Annotated in this window: 17 protein-coding genes and 1 riboswitch; of the genes, 6 read left to right on the top strand and 11 right to left on the bottom strand. The window is 71.0% G+C overall.

The genetic code is table 11. From position 1 onward, the window contains the following. Positions 1 to 68 precede the first annotated feature (68 nt). On the top strand, positions 69 to 533 hold the full coding sequence (locus Aple_RS45695) for a hypothetical protein (protein ID WP_155351057.1): 465 nt from the start codon (positions 69 to 71) through the stop codon (positions 531 to 533). A 46-nt stretch (positions 534 to 579) separates the two neighbouring features. Here the strand turns inward: Aple_RS45695 and Aple_RS45690 are convergent, their stop codons facing one another. The 4 genes from Aple_RS45690 to Aple_RS45675 form a co-directional block, all read right to left on the bottom strand. Then, the gene (locus Aple_RS45690) at positions 580 to 1,362 is read right to left on the bottom strand and encodes a type III pantothenate kinase (protein WP_155351056.1); all 783 of its coding nucleotides are present in this window, start codon (positions 1,360 to 1,362) and stop codon (positions 580 to 582) included. A gap of 7 nt (positions 1,363 to 1,369) precedes the next feature. Continuing rightward, on the bottom strand, positions 1,370 to 3,826 hold the full coding sequence (locus Aple_RS45685) for an L-aspartate oxidase (protein ID WP_155351055.1): 2,457 nt from the start codon (positions 3,824 to 3,826) through the stop codon (positions 1,370 to 1,372). A gap of 84 nt (positions 3,827 to 3,910) precedes the next feature. Further along, positions 3,911 to 4,759: a pantoate--beta-alanine ligase gene (panC, locus tag Aple_RS45680; RefSeq protein ID WP_155351054.1), complete on the bottom strand. Its 849-nt coding sequence runs from the start codon at positions 4,757 to 4,759 to the stop codon at positions 3,911 to 3,913. Continuing rightward, complete coding sequence (locus Aple_RS45675) at positions 4,750 to 5,640, bottom strand: Rossmann-like and DUF2520 domain-containing protein (RefSeq protein ID WP_155351053.1); 891 nt, start codon at positions 5,638 to 5,640, stop codon at positions 4,750 to 4,752. The genes panC and Aple_RS45675 overlap by 10 nt, the downstream gene beginning before the upstream one ends. Positions 5,641 to 5,950: 310 nt before the next feature. Here Aple_RS45675 and Aple_RS45670 point away from each other — a divergent pair, with 310 nt between their 5' ends. The 3 genes from Aple_RS45670 to Aple_RS45660 are packed head-to-tail and all read left to right on the top strand — an operon-like array spanning position 5,951 to position 8,564. Continuing rightward, positions 5,951 to 6,847 carry an SAM-dependent methyltransferase gene (locus tag Aple_RS45670; RefSeq protein WP_155351052.1) on the top strand — a complete coding sequence of 299 codons (897 nt, stop codon included), beginning with the start codon at positions 5,951 to 5,953 and terminating at the stop codon, positions 6,845 to 6,847. 5 nt (positions 6,848 to 6,852) lie between these two features. Beyond that, complete coding sequence (locus Aple_RS45665) at positions 6,853 to 7,335, top strand: cation:proton antiporter regulatory subunit (RefSeq protein WP_155351051.1); 483 nt, start codon at positions 6,853 to 6,855, stop codon at positions 7,333 to 7,335. A gap of 8 nt (positions 7,336 to 7,343) precedes the next feature. Further along, positions 7,344 to 8,564: a cation:proton antiporter gene (locus Aple_RS45660; RefSeq protein WP_246265338.1), complete on the top strand. Its 1,221-nt coding sequence runs from the start codon at positions 7,344 to 7,346 to the stop codon at positions 8,562 to 8,564. Here the strand turns inward: Aple_RS45660 and Aple_RS45655 are convergent. Further along, positions 8,561 to 9,754, bottom strand: a complete 1,194-nt coding sequence (locus tag Aple_RS45655; RefSeq protein ID WP_155351050.1) for a cytochrome P450 — start codon at positions 9,752 to 9,754, stop codon at positions 8,561 to 8,563. The two genes, Aple_RS45660 and Aple_RS45655, sit on opposite strands and share 4 nt — an antisense overlap. 196 nt (positions 9,755 to 9,950) lie before the next feature. Continuing rightward, positions 9,951 to 10,066, top strand: a riboswitch (SAM riboswitch). Positions 10,067 to 10,080: 14 nt separating this feature from the next. On the opposite strand from Aple_RS45655, the gene Aple_RS45650 reads away from it, so the two are divergent. Continuing rightward, on the top strand, positions 10,081 to 11,274 hold the full coding sequence (locus Aple_RS45650) for an aminotransferase class V-fold PLP-dependent enzyme (RefSeq protein ID WP_155351049.1): 1,194 nt from the start codon (positions 10,081 to 10,083) through the stop codon (positions 11,272 to 11,274). A 26-nt stretch (positions 11,275 to 11,300) separates the two neighbouring features. Then, positions 11,301 to 12,467: an NADH-quinone oxidoreductase subunit D gene (locus Aple_RS45645; protein ID WP_218038857.1), complete on the top strand. Its 1,167-nt coding sequence runs from the start codon at positions 11,301 to 11,303 to the stop codon at positions 12,465 to 12,467. A gap of 27 nt (positions 12,468 to 12,494) precedes the next feature. On the opposite strand, the gene Aple_RS45640 is transcribed toward Aple_RS45645, so the two are convergent. From Aple_RS45640 to Aple_RS52545, 6 genes are all read right to left on the bottom strand, one after another. Beyond that, positions 12,495 to 13,280, bottom strand: a complete 786-nt coding sequence (locus Aple_RS45640) for a FadR/GntR family transcriptional regulator (RefSeq protein WP_246265337.1) — start codon at positions 13,278 to 13,280, stop codon at positions 12,495 to 12,497. Beyond that, on the bottom strand, positions 13,277 to 14,548 hold the full coding sequence (locus Aple_RS45635; RefSeq protein WP_155351048.1) for a four-carbon acid sugar kinase family protein: 1,272 nt from the start codon (positions 14,546 to 14,548) through the stop codon (positions 13,277 to 13,279). Before Aple_RS45635 ends, Aple_RS45640 begins: the two co-directional genes overlap by 4 nt. Beyond that, positions 14,545 to 14,937, bottom strand: coding sequence for a VOC family protein (locus tag Aple_RS45630; protein WP_246265344.1), 393 nt, complete (start codon positions 14,935 to 14,937; stop codon positions 14,545 to 14,547). Before Aple_RS45630 ends, Aple_RS45635 begins: the two co-directional genes overlap by 4 nt. Before the next feature lies 1 nt (position 14,938). Continuing rightward, positions 14,939 to 15,703 (bottom strand): HpcH/HpaI aldolase family protein, encoded by a 765-nt coding sequence (locus Aple_RS45625; RefSeq protein ID WP_218038856.1) that lies wholly within the window; start codon positions 15,701 to 15,703, stop codon positions 14,939 to 14,941. Then, positions 15,700 to 16,722: an NAD(P)-dependent oxidoreductase gene (locus tag Aple_RS45620; RefSeq protein WP_155351046.1), complete on the bottom strand. Its 1,023-nt coding sequence runs from the start codon at positions 16,720 to 16,722 to the stop codon at positions 15,700 to 15,702. Before Aple_RS45620 ends, Aple_RS45625 begins: the two co-directional genes overlap by 4 nt. Next, the coding region (locus Aple_RS52545) for a D-apionate lactonase family protein (RefSeq protein WP_218038855.1) at positions 16,722 to 17,953 on the bottom strand (1,232 nt) is incomplete at its 5' end. The genes Aple_RS52545 and Aple_RS45620, both read right to left, overlap by 1 nt.

Here is a 17,953-nt window from a genome sequence, read left to right as displayed (position 1 = left end):
GCGCGCGTCAGGGGTCGTGAAAGGGGGTGGGCGTACTCATGTATCACACCCCGAGAAGGAGACCCGAAATGAAGCGCATGACCCGAGCGATGGTTGCTCTGGCCGCGGGCACCGCCGCCGCGGTCCTCGCTCTCCCCGCCGCCGCGAATGCCAACCCCGCCAACGAGTGGGGCCCGTACTACTCCCACAACGATCTGGCCCGCGTGAAGGGCACGATCGACATCACCTGGAACCAGCAGCAGACCAACAACCTCGTCCAGGTGACCGGCCAGTTGTGGGACGACGACAGCCGTTACTACAAGCACGGCGGCAAGTGCGCTTACGTGAAGTTCCAGGTCTCCAACCTGTACAGCCACCACTGGTACACGACAAAGAAGTACACCCACTGCGGCTACGGCACGGCCAAGCACTTCGCCTTCGGCAAGAAGGGCGTCAGCAGCCTGCGGTTCAAGGTCTGCCAGATCCACCACAAGACCAAGCATGTCTCGAGCTGCGGCGACTGGAACTACCTCTACACCGCCGAGAACGAGTGATCCATATAGATCGAGAGCCCGCCCCTTGTCCCGAGGGGGCGGGCTTTCACCCTGTGTTGCGGGCGTAGATGAGGCGCAGGCCGATCAGGGTCAGCCAGGGCTCGTGCTCGTCGATGGTCCGCGCCTCACTGACCACCAGAGGCGCGCCTGGACCGGTCGCGACGACGGTCACGTCCTCCGGGTCGTCGGCCAGTTCGGCGGTCATCCGGTCCACGATGCCGTCCACCAGACCGGCGAAGCCGTAGATGATGCCGGACTGGAGGGCCTCCACGGTGTTCTTGGCGATCACCTGGCGGGGGCGGATCAGCTCGACCTTGTGCAGCTGGGCGCCGGCGGTGGCCAGGGCGTCCACGGAGATCTCCAGGCCGGGGGCGGTCACCGCGCCGATGTACTCACCTCGGGCGGAGACCGCGTCGAAAGAGGTGGCCGTGCCGAAGTCGACGATGACGCAGGGGCCGCCGTAGAGGGTGGTGGCGGCCAGGGCGTTGACGATTCGGTCGCTGCCGACCTCTTTGGGGTTATCCATCCGGACGGGGACGCCGGTCCTGACGCCCGGTTCGACGACCACGGTGGTGACGTCGCCGTAATACCGGCGCGACATTTCCCGCATCTCGTTTAAAACCGATGGAACGGTCGAACAGATAGCCAAACCGGCAATGTCCGCATTTTTCAGGATGGGCGATTGGGACAGCAGGCCTTGCAGGACGACGGCGATCTCGTCGGCGGTCCTGCGCGGGTCGGTGGCGATGCGCCAGTGCTCAAGGACCTCATCACCCTCGAACAGGCCAAGCACCGTGTGGGTGTTGCTGACGTCGATGGTGAGCAGCATCCCCTGATTATGCACTACGAAGATCCAAAGCAATATCGAGAGCGGGCGCGGAATGTGTGAGCGCGCCCACGGCGAGGTAATCGACTCCGGTCTCGGCGACCGCGCGGGCCACCTCCAGGGTGAGCCCGCCGCTGGACTCCAGCCGGGCCCGCCCGCCGACCAGTTTCACGGCCTCGGCCAGCTGCGGCACGGTGAAGTTGTCGAGCAGGATCTCGTCCGCGCCTTCGGCCAGCACCGGCTCGATCTGGTCGATCCTGTCCACCTCCACCTCGATGGTGATATTCGGGTACGTCGTGCGTACGGCCCGGAAGGCTTCGGCCACGCCTCCGGCGGCGACGACGTGGTTGTCCTTGATCAGGGCGGCGTCGTACAGGCCCATCCGGTGGTTGACGCCGCCGCCGCAGCGCACCGCGTATTTCTCCAGGGCGCGCAGGCCGGGGAGAGTCTTGCGGCTGTCCCTCACCCTGGCCCCGGTGCCGTCGATGGCGCGGACCCACAGGCGGGTCTGGGTGGCGATGCCGGACAGGTGGGTGAGGAAGTTGAGCGCGGTACGTTCCATGGTGAGCAGGGCTCGGGTCTGGCCGCGCACGGTCAGCAGCACGTCGCCCTTGCGCACCTCGTCGCCGTCCCTGACCAGGCGCTCGACCGCCAGGCCCGCGCGGGTGAAGACGGTCTCCGCCACCGGCAGCCCGGCGACCACGCCGTCGCGGCGGGCGACGACGTCGGCGACCGATTCCTGGTCCGGCGGGATGGTGGCGGCCGAGGTGACGTCCTCGCCGTCGGCCAGGTCCTCGCGGAGCGCGATGGCCACCAAGTGCTCGATATCGAGGGCGTCGGTGGATTCCATGGCGAGTTCCCCTTCGTCGGTCAGGGTCAGATCGATGTGGCGGAGCCACTGGTCGTCGCGGCGGTCGGGGTGGTCCTCGCGCCAGTGCGAGCCCCGGGTCTCCTCGCGCAACCCGGCGGCCACGGTCAGCGCGGTGGCGACCGTGTGCAGGTTGGTGGCCTCCCAGGATTCGGTGCAGGGCTCGACCGCGATCGGCGTCCAGCGGGCGTCGGCCAGCGCGCGGCCGACAGTGGCCAGGGACTCCCGGCTGCGCAGCACTCCGGCGCCCCGGCTCATGAACGCCTGGATCCGCCCGCGTGCGCGAGGGTCGATCAGACTGTTTGTATGACCGTCGTCGTGGGGGTCTCCGGGGCTGCGCCGTACCGCGATCAGGTCGGAGGCGATGCGTTCGGCGAAGACCAGGCCCTCCAGGAGGGAGTTGGAGGCCAGGCGGTTGGCGCCGTGGACGCCGGTGCAGGCGACCTCGCCGCAGGCGTACAGGCCGGGAACGGTGCTTGCGCCCTTTAAGTCGGTGCGGACGCCGCCGCTGGCGTAGTGCGCGGCGGGGGCGACCGGGATGAGCTCGGTGACGGGGTCGATGCCGTGGTCGCGGCAGACGGCCAGGATGGTGGGGAACCTGGCCTGCCACTTCTGCGCGCCGAAGTGGCGGGCGTCCAGGTAGACGTGTTCCGCGCCGGTTTCCGCCATCCGCCGCATGATGGCCTTGGCCACCACGTCGCGCGGGGCCAGGTCGGCGAGCTCGTGCACGCCCACCATGAAGCGCTCCCCGGCCGCGTCGACCAGCACCGCGCCCTCGCCGCGCACGGCTTCGGAGACGAGCGGCTGCTGGCCGGTGGAGCCTTCGCCGAGCCAGAGCACGGTGGGGTGGAACTGCACGAACTCCAGGTCCCTGATCGCCGCGCCGGCCCGCAGCGCGAGGGCCACGCCGTCGCCGGTGGAGACGACCGGGTTGGTGGTGGCGGCGTAGACCTGCCCCATGCCGCCGCTGGCCAGCACCACCGCGCCCGCCCTGACCGCGCCGACGCCGTCCCTGGCGCCCTCGCCCATCACGTGCAGGGTGACCCCGCAGGCGTGACCGGCCGCGTCCTTGAGCAGGTCGAGCGCCAGGGCGTGCTCGATGACCTCGATCCTGGGCTCGTGCGCCGCCGCCTCGATCAGGGCGCGCTGCACCTCGGCGCCGGTGGCGTCGCCGCCCGCGTGCACGATCCGGTTCCGGCGGTGGCCGCCCTCCCGGGTGAGCTGGAGTTCCCCGTCGGCGTCCCGGTCGAATCTGGCGCCATGCTCCATGAGCCGCTTGAGCGCGTCGGGCCCCTCGGTGACCAGCACCCGGACGGCCTCCTCGTCGCACAGCCCGGCCCCCGCGAGCAGGGTGTCCTTGAGGTGTTCCGCCGGGGTGTCCTCGGGATCGAGCACGGCGGCGATGCCGCCCTGCGCCCACTGGGTGGAGCCCGCGGAGAGCACGTCCTTGGTGACGACGAGAACGCGGCCCTCAGGCGACAGTTCGGTATATCGCAGGGCGACGGTGAGCCCCGCGATGCCCGACCCGACCACGACCACATCCGCCGTCACCGTCCAGCCGGGTGAGGGTGCGGTCAGCTTTCTCGGCATGGTGGTCATCGCGAGCCCCTTTCGTCAACATGACGATAACGCCTCGCGCGCCGTGCTTGCTTCCCGGGGCACCCGCCCCGGCATCGGCCCAGGTCAGCCCAGGGCGAGCACCACGTTGTCGATCAATCGGGTGGTCCCGACCTTGGCGGCCACCGCCAGGATCGCCTCACCCCGATGATCTTCCGTCACCTCGGTGAACGTGGCCGGATCGACAAGCGCCAGATAGTCCAGCAACAACGGCGGATCGAACCGCGCCGCCGTCTCCAGCACGGCCCGCGCCGCGTCCTTGATCCGCTCAGGCTCCCTTTGTACGGCTCCCGCCCGCAGCGCCTTCGACAGATTGAGCGCGGTCATCCGATCCGCCGGTGACAGATACCGGTTCCGGCTGGACAACGCCAGCCCGTCGGCCTCCCGGACGGTCGGCGCGCCCACGATCGCGATCGGCAGATTCAGATCCGCGACCATGCGCCGCACCAGCGCCAGCTGCTGCGCGTCCTTCTGCCCGAACACCGCCACATCCGGCTGCACGAGGTTGAACAGCTTCAGCACCACGGTCAGCACGCCATCGAAATGGCCGGGCCGAAACGCCCCCTCGACCACCGAGCCCATCGCCCCGGCCGACACCGCGACCTGCCGGTCGGGCAGGTACATGTCCGCCACCGCCGGAGCGAACACCACCCGCACGCCCTCCTCCGCGCAGACCCCCAGGTCAGCCTCGAAAGTCCGCGGATATCGGGAGAAATCTTCATGCGGCCCGAATTGCAGCGGATTCACGAAGATGCTGACCACCACCTGGTCGGCCTGCTCCCTGGCCAGCCGGATGAGCGAGCGGTGGCCCTCGTGCAGCGCCCCCATCGTGGGCACCAGCGCATACCGCCCCGGCCCGGCCGCCTCCCTGGCCTTGCCCAGCTCTTCGCGGTTTCCGGCGACGATCACGTCCATATGTTGCCTCCCAGAGCGTCCAGCAGCAGCTCGGCGGCCTCGGGCTTGAGCAGCCCGGCGGCGAGCGCCCGGTCCGCGGTAAGCCTGGCGAGCGCGATGTAGGCGTCGGCCGCCTCCGGCGCGGCCAGGATGAGCGCGTCCACATGCTTGCGCACCGTCCCGGCGTCACCGCGCACGACCGGGCCGGTCAGGCCGTTGATTCCGAGCCTGAGCACGTTGTCGAGCGCCGCCCCCAGCAGCGGCCCGAGCATCCGGCCCGGATGTTCCACCCCGATCCCGGCGAGCAGGTCCTGCGACTCGGCGACCAGGGTGACCATGTGGTTGGCCGCCCCGGCGATGGCCGCGTGGTAGAGCGGCCGGTCGGCGTCGGCGATCCAGACCGGCTCGCCGCCCATCTCGATCACCAGCGCCTCGGCCACCGGCCGCAGCGGCACCGGCGCGGTCACGCCGAACGAGCAGCCGGTCAGCCGGTTCAGGTCGTCTCCCCGGCCGGTGAAGGTCATCACCGGGTGCAGCGCCAGCGGCACCGCGCCCGCCTCGACCGCGGGCCCGAGCACGCCGAGACCGAAGGCTCCGCTGGCGTGCACGAGCAGCTTGCCGCGCAGGTCGACGCCGGTCGACGCCAGTCCGGAGACCAGGCCGGGCAGCACATCGTCCGGCACGGTCAGCAGGACCAGTTCGGCCCGCTCGATGACCATCTCCGGCCTGGTCAGCTCCACACCCAACGTTTCGCTCGCGCGCCGCTGCGACGCGTCCGAGACCCCGCTGGCGGCCACCACCCGATGGCCCGCCTGCATCAGCGCGGCCCCGAGAACGGAACCCACTCGACCGGCTCCGAGCACCCCCACGGCCAATCGTGCGGGGCGATCGCTTGTGTCCATGCCGTCCTCCCGCTCGCCAGCGTAACGGGGAGGGGTGAATAACCATGGCAACGGGAGCGGGCGCGGGCTCTGGTGTCCCTCCAGACACCGGAGCCCGCGCGCGACAGGCCGGTCATCCGCCGATTGACCCGGCCTCATCTTCCAGATCCTTCCGGGTGGGGTGGCCGGACCGCGCCCGCTGGGGGAGCGGGCCGGGCCAGCCGCCGACACCTGGCAACGTTACCGCAAAGGATGCACAGATCGTGGTCACACAACTACACTGCGTGTCGCGATAAGGTCAACCGTTGTGTGGCTCAGATGGCGAGACGCGATGCGCCAGGCGCTGTACGGCGCGGACGGTTTCTACCGGCGTGAACGCCCGCACCGCCACTTCCGCACGTCCGTGCACGCCTCCCCCGCCTTCGGCGCGGCCGTGACCCGGCTGCTCGGCGAGGTGGACGAACGCCTCGGCCGGCCGCGGGTGATCGACTTCGTGGACATGGGCGCGGGTGACGGCCTGCTGGCCTCCCAGGTTCTGGCGGGCGCGCCGGCCGACCTGGCAAGTCGCCTTCGGGTGACCGCGGTCGATCTGTCTTCGCGGCCGGATGGTCTGGACGAGCGGGTTCGGTGGGCGGATGCCGTACCGGACGGGGTGACGGGGTTGATCTTCGCCAACGAGTGGCTGGACAACGTGCCGGTGGATGTCGCCGAGTGGACGTCCGAAGGGCCCCGGCTGGTGCTGGTCGATCCCGCGTCCGGGGAAGAGCGACTGGGCGACCTGGACGCGAAGGATCGGGAGTGGCTGGAGCGCTGGTGGCCGGTCGGAGAGCGGGCCGAGATCGGATGGCCTCGGGACGAGGCGTGGGCCGGGCTGATCGGCAGGTTGGCCGCGGGCATGGCCGTGGCCGTGGATTATTCGCATGTACGGAGTGATCGCCCACCGATGGGCACGCTGATCGGATATCGGGACGGATCATGGGTGCCGCCGGTGCCGGACGGGTCGTGCGATCTCACCGCGCATGTGGCGCTGGACGCCTGCGCGGGCACCTTGACGACCCAGCGCGAGGCGCTCCTGCGCCTGGGGGTTCGCGGCGATCGACCGCCGCTTGACCTGGCACGACAGGATCCGGCGGGCTACCTGCGCGCGCTGTCGGCCGCGTCCGCGGCGGCGGAGCTGATCGACCGGGAAGGGCTGGGTACCTTCGGGTGGCTCACCTGGATACGGTAAACAGTGTGGAGATCGAGCAGACTGCGCTACCAGGTATCGGACTCAAACACGAGTTCACCACCCACACTGGCCGGAGAATCGCGGTGGTCTCGCACCGCACTGGCCGCCGTGACCTGATTATTTACGACAAATCCGACCCTGACCGCGCGTGCGAGAACGTGCAGCTCAACGACGACGAAGCGGACGCGCTGGTCGAACTCCTCGGCGCGCCTCGGATCGTGCAACGCCTCAATGACCTGCATCGCGAAGTGGAGGGCCTGGTGAGCGTGCAGCTCCCGATCGTTTCCGGCTCTCCGTACGACGGGAGGGCGATGGGCGAGGCGGCGATCAGGACCAGGACGGGGGCCTCGGTGGTCGCCGTGGTCCGGGGCGGCCAGGTCAACGCCAGCCCGACACCCGACTTCCGGTTCATCGCCGGGGACGTTGTCGTCGTAGTAGGCGACGAGGAGAACACCGCCGCCGTCGCCCACATCCTCACCGACGGATAGGCCGCCGCGTGCCCGCATTCATCGCATCATCGGATTCTGTCGCAATCCTCTTTCTCGAACTCGGTGGGGTCATCCTCGCCCTCGGCGTGCTCGGCGCGATCGCGCTACGCGCCGGCATCTCCCCCATCCCTCTCTACCTGGTCGCCGGTCTGGCCTTCGGGACTGGCGGCATCCTGCCGCTCGCCACCAGCGAGGAATTCATTCACGTCGGCGCCGAACTGGGCGTCATCCTGCTGCTGCTCACCCTCGGCCTGGAATACAACGCCGACGAGCTCGTGACCAGCCTGAAAAGCAATGCCCGTGGCGGCCTGGTGGACCTGGTGCTGAACGCCGCCCCCGGTGCGATCGCCGCGTTGCTGCTCGGCTGGGGTCCGGTCGGGGCCGTGGCCATGGCCGGGGTGACCTACGCCACCTCCTCCGGCATCACCGCCAAGGTCCTGTCCGACCTGGGGTGGATCGGTAACCGGGAGACCCCCGTGGTGCTCTCGCTGCTGGTCTTCGAGGACCTGACGATGGCCCTCTACCTGCCGATCCTGACCGCGCTGCTGGCCGGGGCCGGACTGCTGACCGGGTCGATCACCGTGGCCATCGCGCTGGGCACGGTCACGGTCGTGCTGGTGATCGCGCTCAGGTTCGGCAATCTCATCGAGAAGTTCGTGGCCAGCCCCAACTCCGAGGTGCTGCTGCTGAAGGTGATCGGCCTGGCGTTGCTGGTGGCCGGGATCGCTCAGGAGCTCCAGGTGTCGGCGGCGGTGGGCGCGTTCCTGGTGGGCATCGCCCTGTCCGGTGAGCTGGCCCACGAGACCCGAACCCTGCTGATGCCGATCAGGGACCTGTTCGCGGCGGTGTTCTTCGTCTTCTTCGGGCTGCAGACGGATCCGGCCAAGATCCTGCCAGTGGCCGGTCTGGCCCTGCTGCTGGCTCTGGTCAGCATGATCACCAAGCTGCTGACCGGCGCGTACGCCGCACGCCGGGCCGGGATCGGCCGAGCCGGACGGGTCCGCGCCGGGATCGCGCTCATCCCCAGGGGCGAGTTCAACATCGTCATCGCCGGTCTCGCGGTGGGCGCCGGAGTCCATCCCGACCTCGGCCCGCTGGCCGCCGGTTATGTCCTGATCCTGGCTGCCTTCGGTCCGCTGGCGGCACGGGCGATCCAGCCGCTCGTCACCGCCATCGCCAACCGCACGCCGCCGCTACTGGCGCCGGAAAGCGGCGAGAAAGCGCTCTAAACCGTCACCCGCAACGATCGCAGTCCCCGGATGACGTAGCCGGGCTTCCAGGTGGGCTCCTCGACGAGATCCGGTTTCGCGTCGAGGAGCGCGCCGAAGGACTCGATCAGTTCGATCCGGGCCAGCGGGGCGCCGAGGCAGAAGTGGATGCCCGCGCCGAAGGAGATGTGCGGGTTGTCCTGACGGCCGACGTCCAGCCGGTCCGGGTCGGCGAACACCTCGGGGTCGCGGTTGGCGGAGCCGAACAGCAGCGCGACCTCGACGCCGCGCGGGATCTGGATGCCGCCGACCTCGATGTCCTCCAGGACCCAGCGTTCGAACATCTGCAGCGGGGTGTCCCAGCGCATCAGCTCCTCGATGGCGGTTGGAAGTAGCGACCTGTCCGCGCGCAGGCGGTCGAGTTCGGCCGGGTTGCGGAACAGCGACCACCAGCCGTTGCCGGTGACGTTCACGGTGGCCTCGTGACCGGCGTTGAGCAGGAGCACGCAGGTGCCGACGAGCTCGTCCTCGGTGAGCCGGTCGCCCTCGTCGAGGACCTGGGCGAGGGAGGAGATCAGGTCGTCGCCGGGATTGTCGCGCCGACTGCGGCTGAGGTCGCGCAGGTAGTCGCCGAACTCCTGGGCGGCGCGGACGGCCGTGTGCTGGACGTCCAGGGTGGGGTTGAGTTCGTACATACCGCAGATGTCCGCCGACCAGGGCCGCAGCAGCGGCCGATCCTGATCTGGTACGCCTAGCATCTCGGCGATCACGGTCACCGGAAGCGGTTCGGCCACCTCGCTGATCAAGTCGCCACCGCCGCGTTCGATCAGGCCGTGGGCGAGTTCGGTAGCGATCTTCCTGACCCGCGGACGCAGGGACTCGACCATCCGAGAAGTGAACGCCTTGGAGACCAGGCGGCGCAGGCGGGTGTGGACCGGGGGTTCGACGTCGAGCATGCCCGCCCGGATCACCCGCCAGAACGGCTCCTGGAACTCCGGCTCCGGCTCCTGGCCGAAGGCCTCGTGGGTGGCCATATGGAGATATGAGCGACCTAGGCGGCGGTCCCGGAGCAGGGCGTTGACGTCGGCGTGCCGGGCGACCAGCCACTGGCCGGTGGGCTCGAAGAAACTCACCGGGCTCGTGTCACGAAGCTCGGCGTAGGCGTCGTAGGGGTGGGCCACGAAGGCGGGATTCCACGGATCAAACCTCACAAATCACATGTTAGGCGGGAGGTCCTCCCGCGCAGGGCGTGGCTTCCGGGGCGACGACGTCTGAGGGCCTGGAAGTTCGCGTGGCGTGGTTATAGGACCCGCGCCAAGAAGGCCGGCGAGACGGCGTTCCCCGCGTAGGTGTGCGTAATAGGGGGTGGCGGCGTTCTCGCGTGGATGTGGGTTATAGTTCCGCATAGGTCATGAGTGCCAGCGCACAGCCCCGGCTTGCTGGCCGGCAACCCTCGCGTCCGCGGCGGGGTGCCCCGGGTGAGGACCAGGCCTGTCGCGGGGTGCGGCGGGCAAGCGCGTGGCCTCTGGAGGCGTACATGTCCGCTCTGTTGTCCCTTGACGTCCCGGTGCGCGGCGGCGCGCTGGTCCCCTACGCGAACCTCGACTACGCGGCCAGCGCGCCCTGTCTGGAACCCGTCCAGGAGGCGGTCGCCGCCGCGCTGCCCGCCTACTCCAGCGTGCACCGCGGCGCAGGGTACGCCTCCCAGGTCACCACCGCCCGCTACGAGCAGGCCCGGCACACGATCAAAGCCTTCACCGGCGCCCGCCTCGACGACGCGCTCGTGTTCACCCGCAACACCACCGACGCGATGAACCTGCTGGCCCGCAGCCTGCCCGACGGCACCACGGTCGTCGTCTTCGACAGCGAACACCACGCCAGCCTCCTCCCCTGGCCATCCCCCGTACGGCTCGCGCCCCCCGCCTTCCCCGGCGAGGCCCTCCGGGCGGCCGACGAGGCGCTCGCCACGATCGAGGGGCCCGCGCTGCTGGTCGTCACCGCCGCCTCCAACGTCACCGGCGAACTGTGGCCGATCGCCGGTCTCGCCCATATCGCACACCGGCACGGCGCGCGCATCGCGGTGGACGCGGCCCAGCTGGTCCCGCATCGCCCGCTGAACATCGCCGCGCTCGATCTCGACTACGTGGCGTTCTCCGGGCACAAGCTCTACGCGCCCTTCGGGGCCGGCGCGCTCATCGGGCGGCGGGACTGGCTGGCGCAGGCGGAGCCGTACCTGAAGGGTGGCGGCGCGGTGCGCGCGGTCGGCGAGGAGGCCGAGTGGAGCACCGATCCGGAGGCCCGGCACGAGGCCGGGACGCCCAACGTGCTGGGCGCGATCGCGCTGGCGGCGGCCTGCGATCATCTGGCCGCGAACTGGGCCACGGTGATCGGCGAGGAGGAGCGCCTGCTCGGCCGCCTGCGGGCGGGGATCGCCGCCATCGACGGCGTGCACGAGCTGGCGCTGTGGCCGGCCGACCATCCCCGGGTCGGGATCGTCTCCTTCGTCGTCGAGGGCCGCTCGGCCCGTGAGGTGGCCGAGACGCTGTCCGCCGAGCACGGCATCGGCGTGCGGGACGGTAAATTCTGCGCCCACCCGTTCGTACGGCATCTGCTCGGCGCGGGCGAGGGCGGTTGCGACGAGGACGGCGGCGCGGTGCGGGCCTCGATCGGGATCGGCAGCACCGACGAGCACGTCGATCGGCTGCTGGCCGCCCTGCGCGCCTGTTCGTGATCGATCGCGCGTGGGAGCATGAAAAGGTGAGCGAGCCACAGGAGATCGTCGTCGGGGTCGGCGCGGGGGCCTCGGCCGTGCCGAAGGAGCTCGCCACCGAGGACATGGTGCTCAACATCGGCCCGCAGCACCCGTCCACGCACGGCGTGCTGCGGCTGCGGCTGACCCTGGACGGCGAGCGCATCGCCTCCGCCGAGCCGATCATCGGATACATGCACCGGGGCGCCGAGAAGCTGTTCGAAGTGCGCGACTACCGGCAGATCATCGTGCTGGCCAACCGGCACGACTGGCTGTCGGCGTTCGCCAACGAGCTCGGCGTCGTGCTCGCGGTGGAGCGCATGCTCGGCATGGAGGTCCCGGTCCGCGCGGTCTGGGCGCGCACCCTGCTGGCCGAGCTGAACCGGGTGCTCAACCACCTGATGTTCCTCGGGTCCTACCCGCTCGAACTCGGCGCGATCACCCCGGTCTTCTACGCGTTCCGGGAGCGGGAGACCATCCAGGCCGTGATGGAGGAGATCTCCGGCGGCCGCATGCACTACATGTTCAACCGGGTCGGCGGCCTCAAGGAGGACCTGCCGCTCGGCTGGCTGGAGCGCACCGGCCGGGCCGTCGCCGACGTGCGCCGCCGCCTGCCCGACATCGAGAACCTGATCATGGGCAACGAGATCTTCCTGGCCCGCACCACCGGCGTCGGCGTGCTCGACCGCGACACCATCCTGCAGTACGGCGTGAGCGGCCCGATCGCCCGCGCCTCCGGCGTGGACCTGGACCTGCGGCGGGATGAACCCTACCTGGCCTACGGGGAACTCCCGGTGAAGGTGGTCACCCGCTCGGCCGGGGACTGCCACGCCCGCTTCGAGGTGCTGCTCGACCAGCTGAAGGTCGCCCTCGACCTGGCCGACGCCTGCCTGGAACGCCTGCGCGAGCTCCCGCCCGGACCGATCAACCAGCGCCTGCCCAAGATCCTCAAAGCGCCCGAAGGCCACACCTACGCGTGGACGGAGAGCCCGCTCGGGCTGAACGGCTACTACCTGGTCTCGCGCGGCGAGAAGACCCCGTGGCGCCTCAAACTCCGCAGCGCCTCCTTCAACAACATCCAGGTCCTGCGCGAGATGCTCCCCGGCCACCTGGTCGCCGACATGGTCGCCATCCTGGGCTCGATGTTCTTCGTCGTGGGCGACATCGACAAGTAATCGGCCGCCTTCAGCCGGTGTCCTCCCTCAGCTCTCCGCTCCCTGCGTGCCTGAGTCCTCGTCCTGGAGGGAGCGGTGGAGGCGGCCCCCGGCGGCGTCCATGTGGCCGCGCATCGCCGCACCGGCCGCCGACGGAGAGTGGCGCTCGACGGCGGCCAGGACGGCGGCGTGCTCGGCGATCGTGGTCTGCGTCTCGCCCGCCTCGTGAATGGCCCGCCGGATCCAGACGCGCAGCAGCGACCGGATGCTGCCGAGGATGTCGCTGAGCACCGAGTTCCCGGCCGCGTTGGCCAGCGCGAGGTGGAAGGCGATGTCCGCCTCGACGAAGGCCGCGGCGTCTGGAGCGGCCCGCATTTCCGCCAGGTGGGTGCGCAGCTCCGCCACGTCCTCGGCGTTGGCGCGCTCGGCGGCCAGCTCGGCGATGATCACCTCGATATGCCTGCGCGCCTCGATGAGGTCCAGGACCTGCGGCTGGCCCAGCATCAGGCCCCACTCGATGGCGCTGGGCAGCAGGCTGGAGGTGCCCCGCGTGAGGTAGGTGCCGTCGCCTTGCCTGACCTCGATGATGCCCAGGACGTCCAGCGCCTTCAGCGCCTCCCTGACCGTGGAGCGGCCCACGCCGAGGGATTCCGACAGCTGCCGCTCGGACGGCAGGCGAGTGCCCGGCCTCAGGTGCCCGTCCAGCAGCTGGGACAGCAACTGCCTGGCGATGTCGACCACCAGGCTCTCGCGCTGGGGCGCGGCCAGCGTGATGGCGGGCGTTCCCGGCCGGCCCATTCGCCTGCCCCTGTCTTCGGGCTCCACTACCGTCATCCCTTCCTTACTCCGAGCCGGGAGGACTCCGAGGTCGCGGGCGATGCTTCCAGGCCGAAGGCATGGGCCACCCGCACGAGAGTCCGCGCGTCCCCGACGTTTCCCGGGACGACCGCGTAGGAGATCGTAGCCGCGCCCGATGGCCGCAACTCCCATACGGCCACGCCGGGATACAGCGGTCCGAGCACCCGCGCGGTGCCCGCGCCCAAGCCGTCGCGGGCCACCTGCGCCGAGGTGATGCCGCCCTTGGCGATCACTGCGGTGAGCTGGGGGCGAAGCGCGGACGCGGCGGCGCACAGGGCCGTCATGACCCGCGCGCCATGCCGTAGCGTGCCGTGCCCGGCCCGCCTGACCCGCTCGCTTGCCACGATAGCCACCCCCCGCTCGGCCAGGTCGCCCCGGGCCAGCCCGGCCACCCGCCGACCCTCAATCTCAGGCCCGGATGGACCGCCTGACAAGACCGCGTCGGTCGACACGGTCCGCACGGGGGCCGCCAGGACGTCCGCCAGCGCGGCCAGCTGGTCGCCGCTGGCCTCGGTGTGGGATCCGCAGACCACGAGCGTCCCGCCGGGTCGCCGCGGGACGGGCCGTTCCAGCAGGCCGCCGGCCGGCCTCCCGGCGCGGATGGCCGCCAGGGGCGCGGCGCAGCGTAGCACGACCGGAACCCCGGCCGAGCGGGCCTCCTCCAGCGCGGCGGAGACGGCCATGAGGTCGGCGTCGGTCTCGACGTCAGGGACGATCACGCTGCCCGGCGGGGCCTGGCGGAGGGCGGCGGCGAGACCGCCCTGGCGTACCGAATCCAGGGGGATCGAGGCCGCGGAGCGGTCGCCCACCTCGCGCGCCCAGGCGGTCAGCGTCGATGCGGTGAAGCCGAAGACGGGGTCGGCGGCGAACTCGGTCTCGGCGGCGGGGATGCGGCGGCCGTCCACCGTGACGAGGTGGACGCCGCCGAGCGTCACCCGGCCGAGCTCCGGGTAGGCGGGGACGAACAGCAGCACCCCGGCGGCGGCTCCGAGCGCGTCGGACTCGGCGAACACGTGGCCGCGCAGGGTGGAGTCGCCGCGCAGGACGTACTCCGCGTCGCCGAAACGCTCGCGCAGGCCGAGGATCAGGCGCACCGCCTGATCCTCCTCCATCGCGCGGGTATTGGTCAGGACAAAGCAGGACTCGTCCGGGGGAAGTTCGGCATCGAGGTCGAGCAGCACCGGCACCCCGGCCGCCGCCTGGGTGCCGGTCGGGTCGTCGTCCAGGACGATCACGCGGGTCACCGGACCGGGTCCCGCTCGGTGAGTTCCACCCGTACGCCGTTCGGCTCCGCCAGCAGGAAGCACGCCCGGCGGCCCCGCCCGCCCATGAAGATCGGCGCGTCGTGCTGCCCGGGCAGGGCGGCGAGCGTGGCCGGGATGTCCCCCACGCAGAAGCAGATGTGGTGCAGTCCTTCACCGCGCTCGGCCAGGAATCTGGCCACCGGCCCCTCCCGGTACGGCTGCACGAGCTGGAGCATGACGTTGCCTCCGTCGAGATAGACCAGCCGCACCCCGGGATCGTCGGCCAGCTCGTCACCGATCATCGTCAGCCCCAGCCGCTCCACGTAGAACGGCAGGGCCAGGTCGGCATCGTGGACGGCGATCCCGATGTGATCGACATGATCCACCACGTCAGCCAAGTTCCCTGACCTCGCTCAGTCCGGCCCGCAGCGCGGCCTGGTAGATCCACAGGTCCCCGCCGTAGGCGAGGATCCGGAAGCCCTTGGCGATCAGCATGGCCGCCTCCTGCGGGCTCCCGGCCATGAAACCGGCGGACTTGCCCGCCGCGCTCGCGGCCTTGGCCACCCGCTCCAGCGCCGCCAGGTAGCCGGGGTGCTCGAATTGACCGGGTATCCCCATGCTGTTGGTCAGGTCGAAGTGCCCCACCCACAGCACGTCCACCCCGTCCACGGCGGCGATCTCCTCGACGGACTCCAGGCCCGCGACGGTCTCGATCTGGGCGATCACCATCGTGTCCGCGTTCGCCGCCCGCATGTAGGCCACGTTGTCGGTGGCCGCGTAGTCGTCGTGGGCGACGCCGAACGCCGCGCCCCTGACTCCGTCGGGTGGGTACTTCGCCCAGCGCACCACATCGCGCGCCTGCCCGGCCGAGTCCACCATCGGGATCATGATCCCGCGGGCCCCGGCGTCCAGGGCACGCGAGATCTGGGTCCGTTCGGCCGTGGGCACCCGGATGTACGGCTCGGCCCCGGTGGGCCGGGTGGTGGCCACGACCCGGCCGAGCGTCTCCCAGCCCCAGCCGGTGTGCTCGGCGTCGAAGATGACGAAACTGGCGCCCGCCCCGGCCGCGAGCCTGCCGATACCGGTGGTCGCGAACTCGAAGACGAACGTGCCGAGGACGAGCTCTCCACCGCGGAGGGCCTGTTTGATGGTCAACGGGATGCCTTTCTGGAAAGGAAAAGGGGATGGTCGAGGGCGGCCGGGTTGACCGGGTGCGCGGGCGCGCGCCCGGCGGCCACGTCCAGGGCGGCCTGGATCGCGCCGCGGCCGTTGCCCAGCGCGAGCTCGTCGGTCCAGGCGACCGCGTGCGGGGTGAGCAGCACGTTGTCCAGCGCCAGCAGCGGATCCGCCGGGTCGGGCGGCTCGACCTCGAAGACGTCCAGGGCCGCCCCGGCGATCCGCCGGGCGGTGAGCGCCTCGGTGAGGGCGGCCTGGTCCACGATCGGGCCTCTGGCCACGTTGACGAGGAAAGCGCTCGGCTTCATCGTGGCCAGCCGGGAGGCGTTCAGGAGATGGCGGGTCTGGGGGGTGAGGGCGCAGGTGACGACCACGAAGTCGGCCTCGGCCAGCAGCGTGTCCAGCTCGACCAGCGTCACCCCGGCCGCCTCCGCCGCGTCCCGGTCGGCGAAGGGGTCGGCGGCGAGCTGCCGCAGGCCCAGCGGGGCGCAGACCCGTGACACCTCGCGGCCGATGTTGCCCCACCCGACGAGACCGAGGGCCCGGCCGGTGAGACCGGTGCCCATGTAGGCCAGCTTGTCCTCCCAGCGTCCGGTCCGGACCAGGGCGTCCTTCTCCCTGAGCCGGTGCGCGGCGGCCAGCAGCAGGGTCAGCGCCGACACCGCGACCGGGACGCGCACGCCGTCCGGGGTGATGGTGACCACGACACCGTGCCGGGTACAGGTTTCGACGTCCACGTTGTCGTAGCCGACGCCGAAGCGGGCCACCAGCGCCAGCCGGTCGGCGCCCTTGAGCGTGTCTTCGGTGACCCTCGGCGTGAGCACGATCAGCGCGTCGTAGCCGCGCACGGCCTCCGGCGGGATGTCGCCGGAGACGACGTCGATGAAGTCCCAGGCGACGCCGTCGGCCTCGTCGAGCGCGGCCAGGCCGATGTCACCCCACCCGACCTTCCCGTCCGGGTCGAGAAAGTCGCGGGTCAGGCCGATCCTGAAAGGCATCAGTGGTCTCCTCCTGGGGGTGTGGCTCCTGGGGGTGTGACTTTTGAGGATGTGACTCTTGAGGATGTGACTCTTGAGGATGTGACGAGGATCGCGATCGAGGGAGGGCGCAGGCTCACGCGGGCACCGCGCGGGTGCTCCCGCACGATCCACCCGCTGTCCTCCCGCCACCCGCCGTCCTCCCGCGAGCTGCCGTCCTCCCGCGAGCAGCCGGGCGCGGGCGTGTCCCGTGATTTCTCCGTCCGGGAGTCCGCCTCGGTGATCGTGGTGAGACGCTGGCCGCGGGCATCCAGGACGATCGGCTCCCCGCCGTCCAGCGCCGCGGCGACGACCAGCAGCCGCCCTGCTCGCCGTACGGCAAGGCCGGTGAGTCCCGCGGGCAGGGCGGGGTCGGCGAGACGGCCGCCGGTGAAGGGGCGGAGCGCGGCCAGGACGTGGTGGGCCGGCGAAGCCGCCAGGGCCGCCGCGTCCAGGCTGACCGCCGCTGCCCCGGTGAGGGCGCTCAGCGCGCCGACCATCCAGGCCGCGCGGAAGAGGGCGGAAGGGGACTTGTCGCCGGGGGCGGCGAAGCCGAAGGACGGCAGCAGCCCGACCGGCCCGGCGAACACCGGCCGGCCGTGCTCGGCGGCCTGGCGGACGACCAGGGGATGGACCCGCAGCGTCTCCCGGATGCTCGCCTCGTCCGCGTGGTGCGCTTGGGCCGCGATCGGGAAGGCGACCAGGTCGAGGAGGTCGGCCGGGAAGTCCTCGGCCCGGTTCAGCTCGGCGAAGTGGGCCCGGCTGCCGCCGCCGATCCGCACCGGCGTGCCCGCGAAGGCGTGCCGGGCCTCGGCGGCCAGCTCCCCGGGCGTGCCGTGCGCGCGGTCGAACACCAGCAGTGTGCCCCCGCCGGAGGTCGGCCAGGCGTCCCGCAGCGTGGCGAGCTGACCCGGTGCCGAGCACACCGCGCTCAGCGTGAGCGGAAGCTCGGCGGCGACCAGCCGGTCCAGCTCCCGACGCCATCCGGACGTGCCCAGATCCACGGTCCCGTGCAGGAAGGAGGCGACGCCGAGCAGGTCCGACGAGCCTGTGGAGGGGGGAACCGCGTGCGCGGATCCCGGGGACATGCGCGGGAAGGGCGAACCCGGTCGATCGACGGACATGTCCGTGAACGCGGAAATCAGGTCGGGAGTCGGGTGCAGGCCGATGGGCGGCAGGGTCGCGGTGGGGACGGCGGAACGGGGGCGGGGGC

The organism is Acrocarpospora pleiomorpha (assembly GCF_009687885.1).
GTDB lineage: Bacteria > Actinomycetota > Actinomycetes > Streptosporangiales > Streptosporangiaceae > Acrocarpospora > Acrocarpospora pleiomorpha.
The sequence above is the reverse complement of the archived record's forward strand: the minus strand, read 5'-3'. Positions and strand labels throughout refer to the sequence as shown.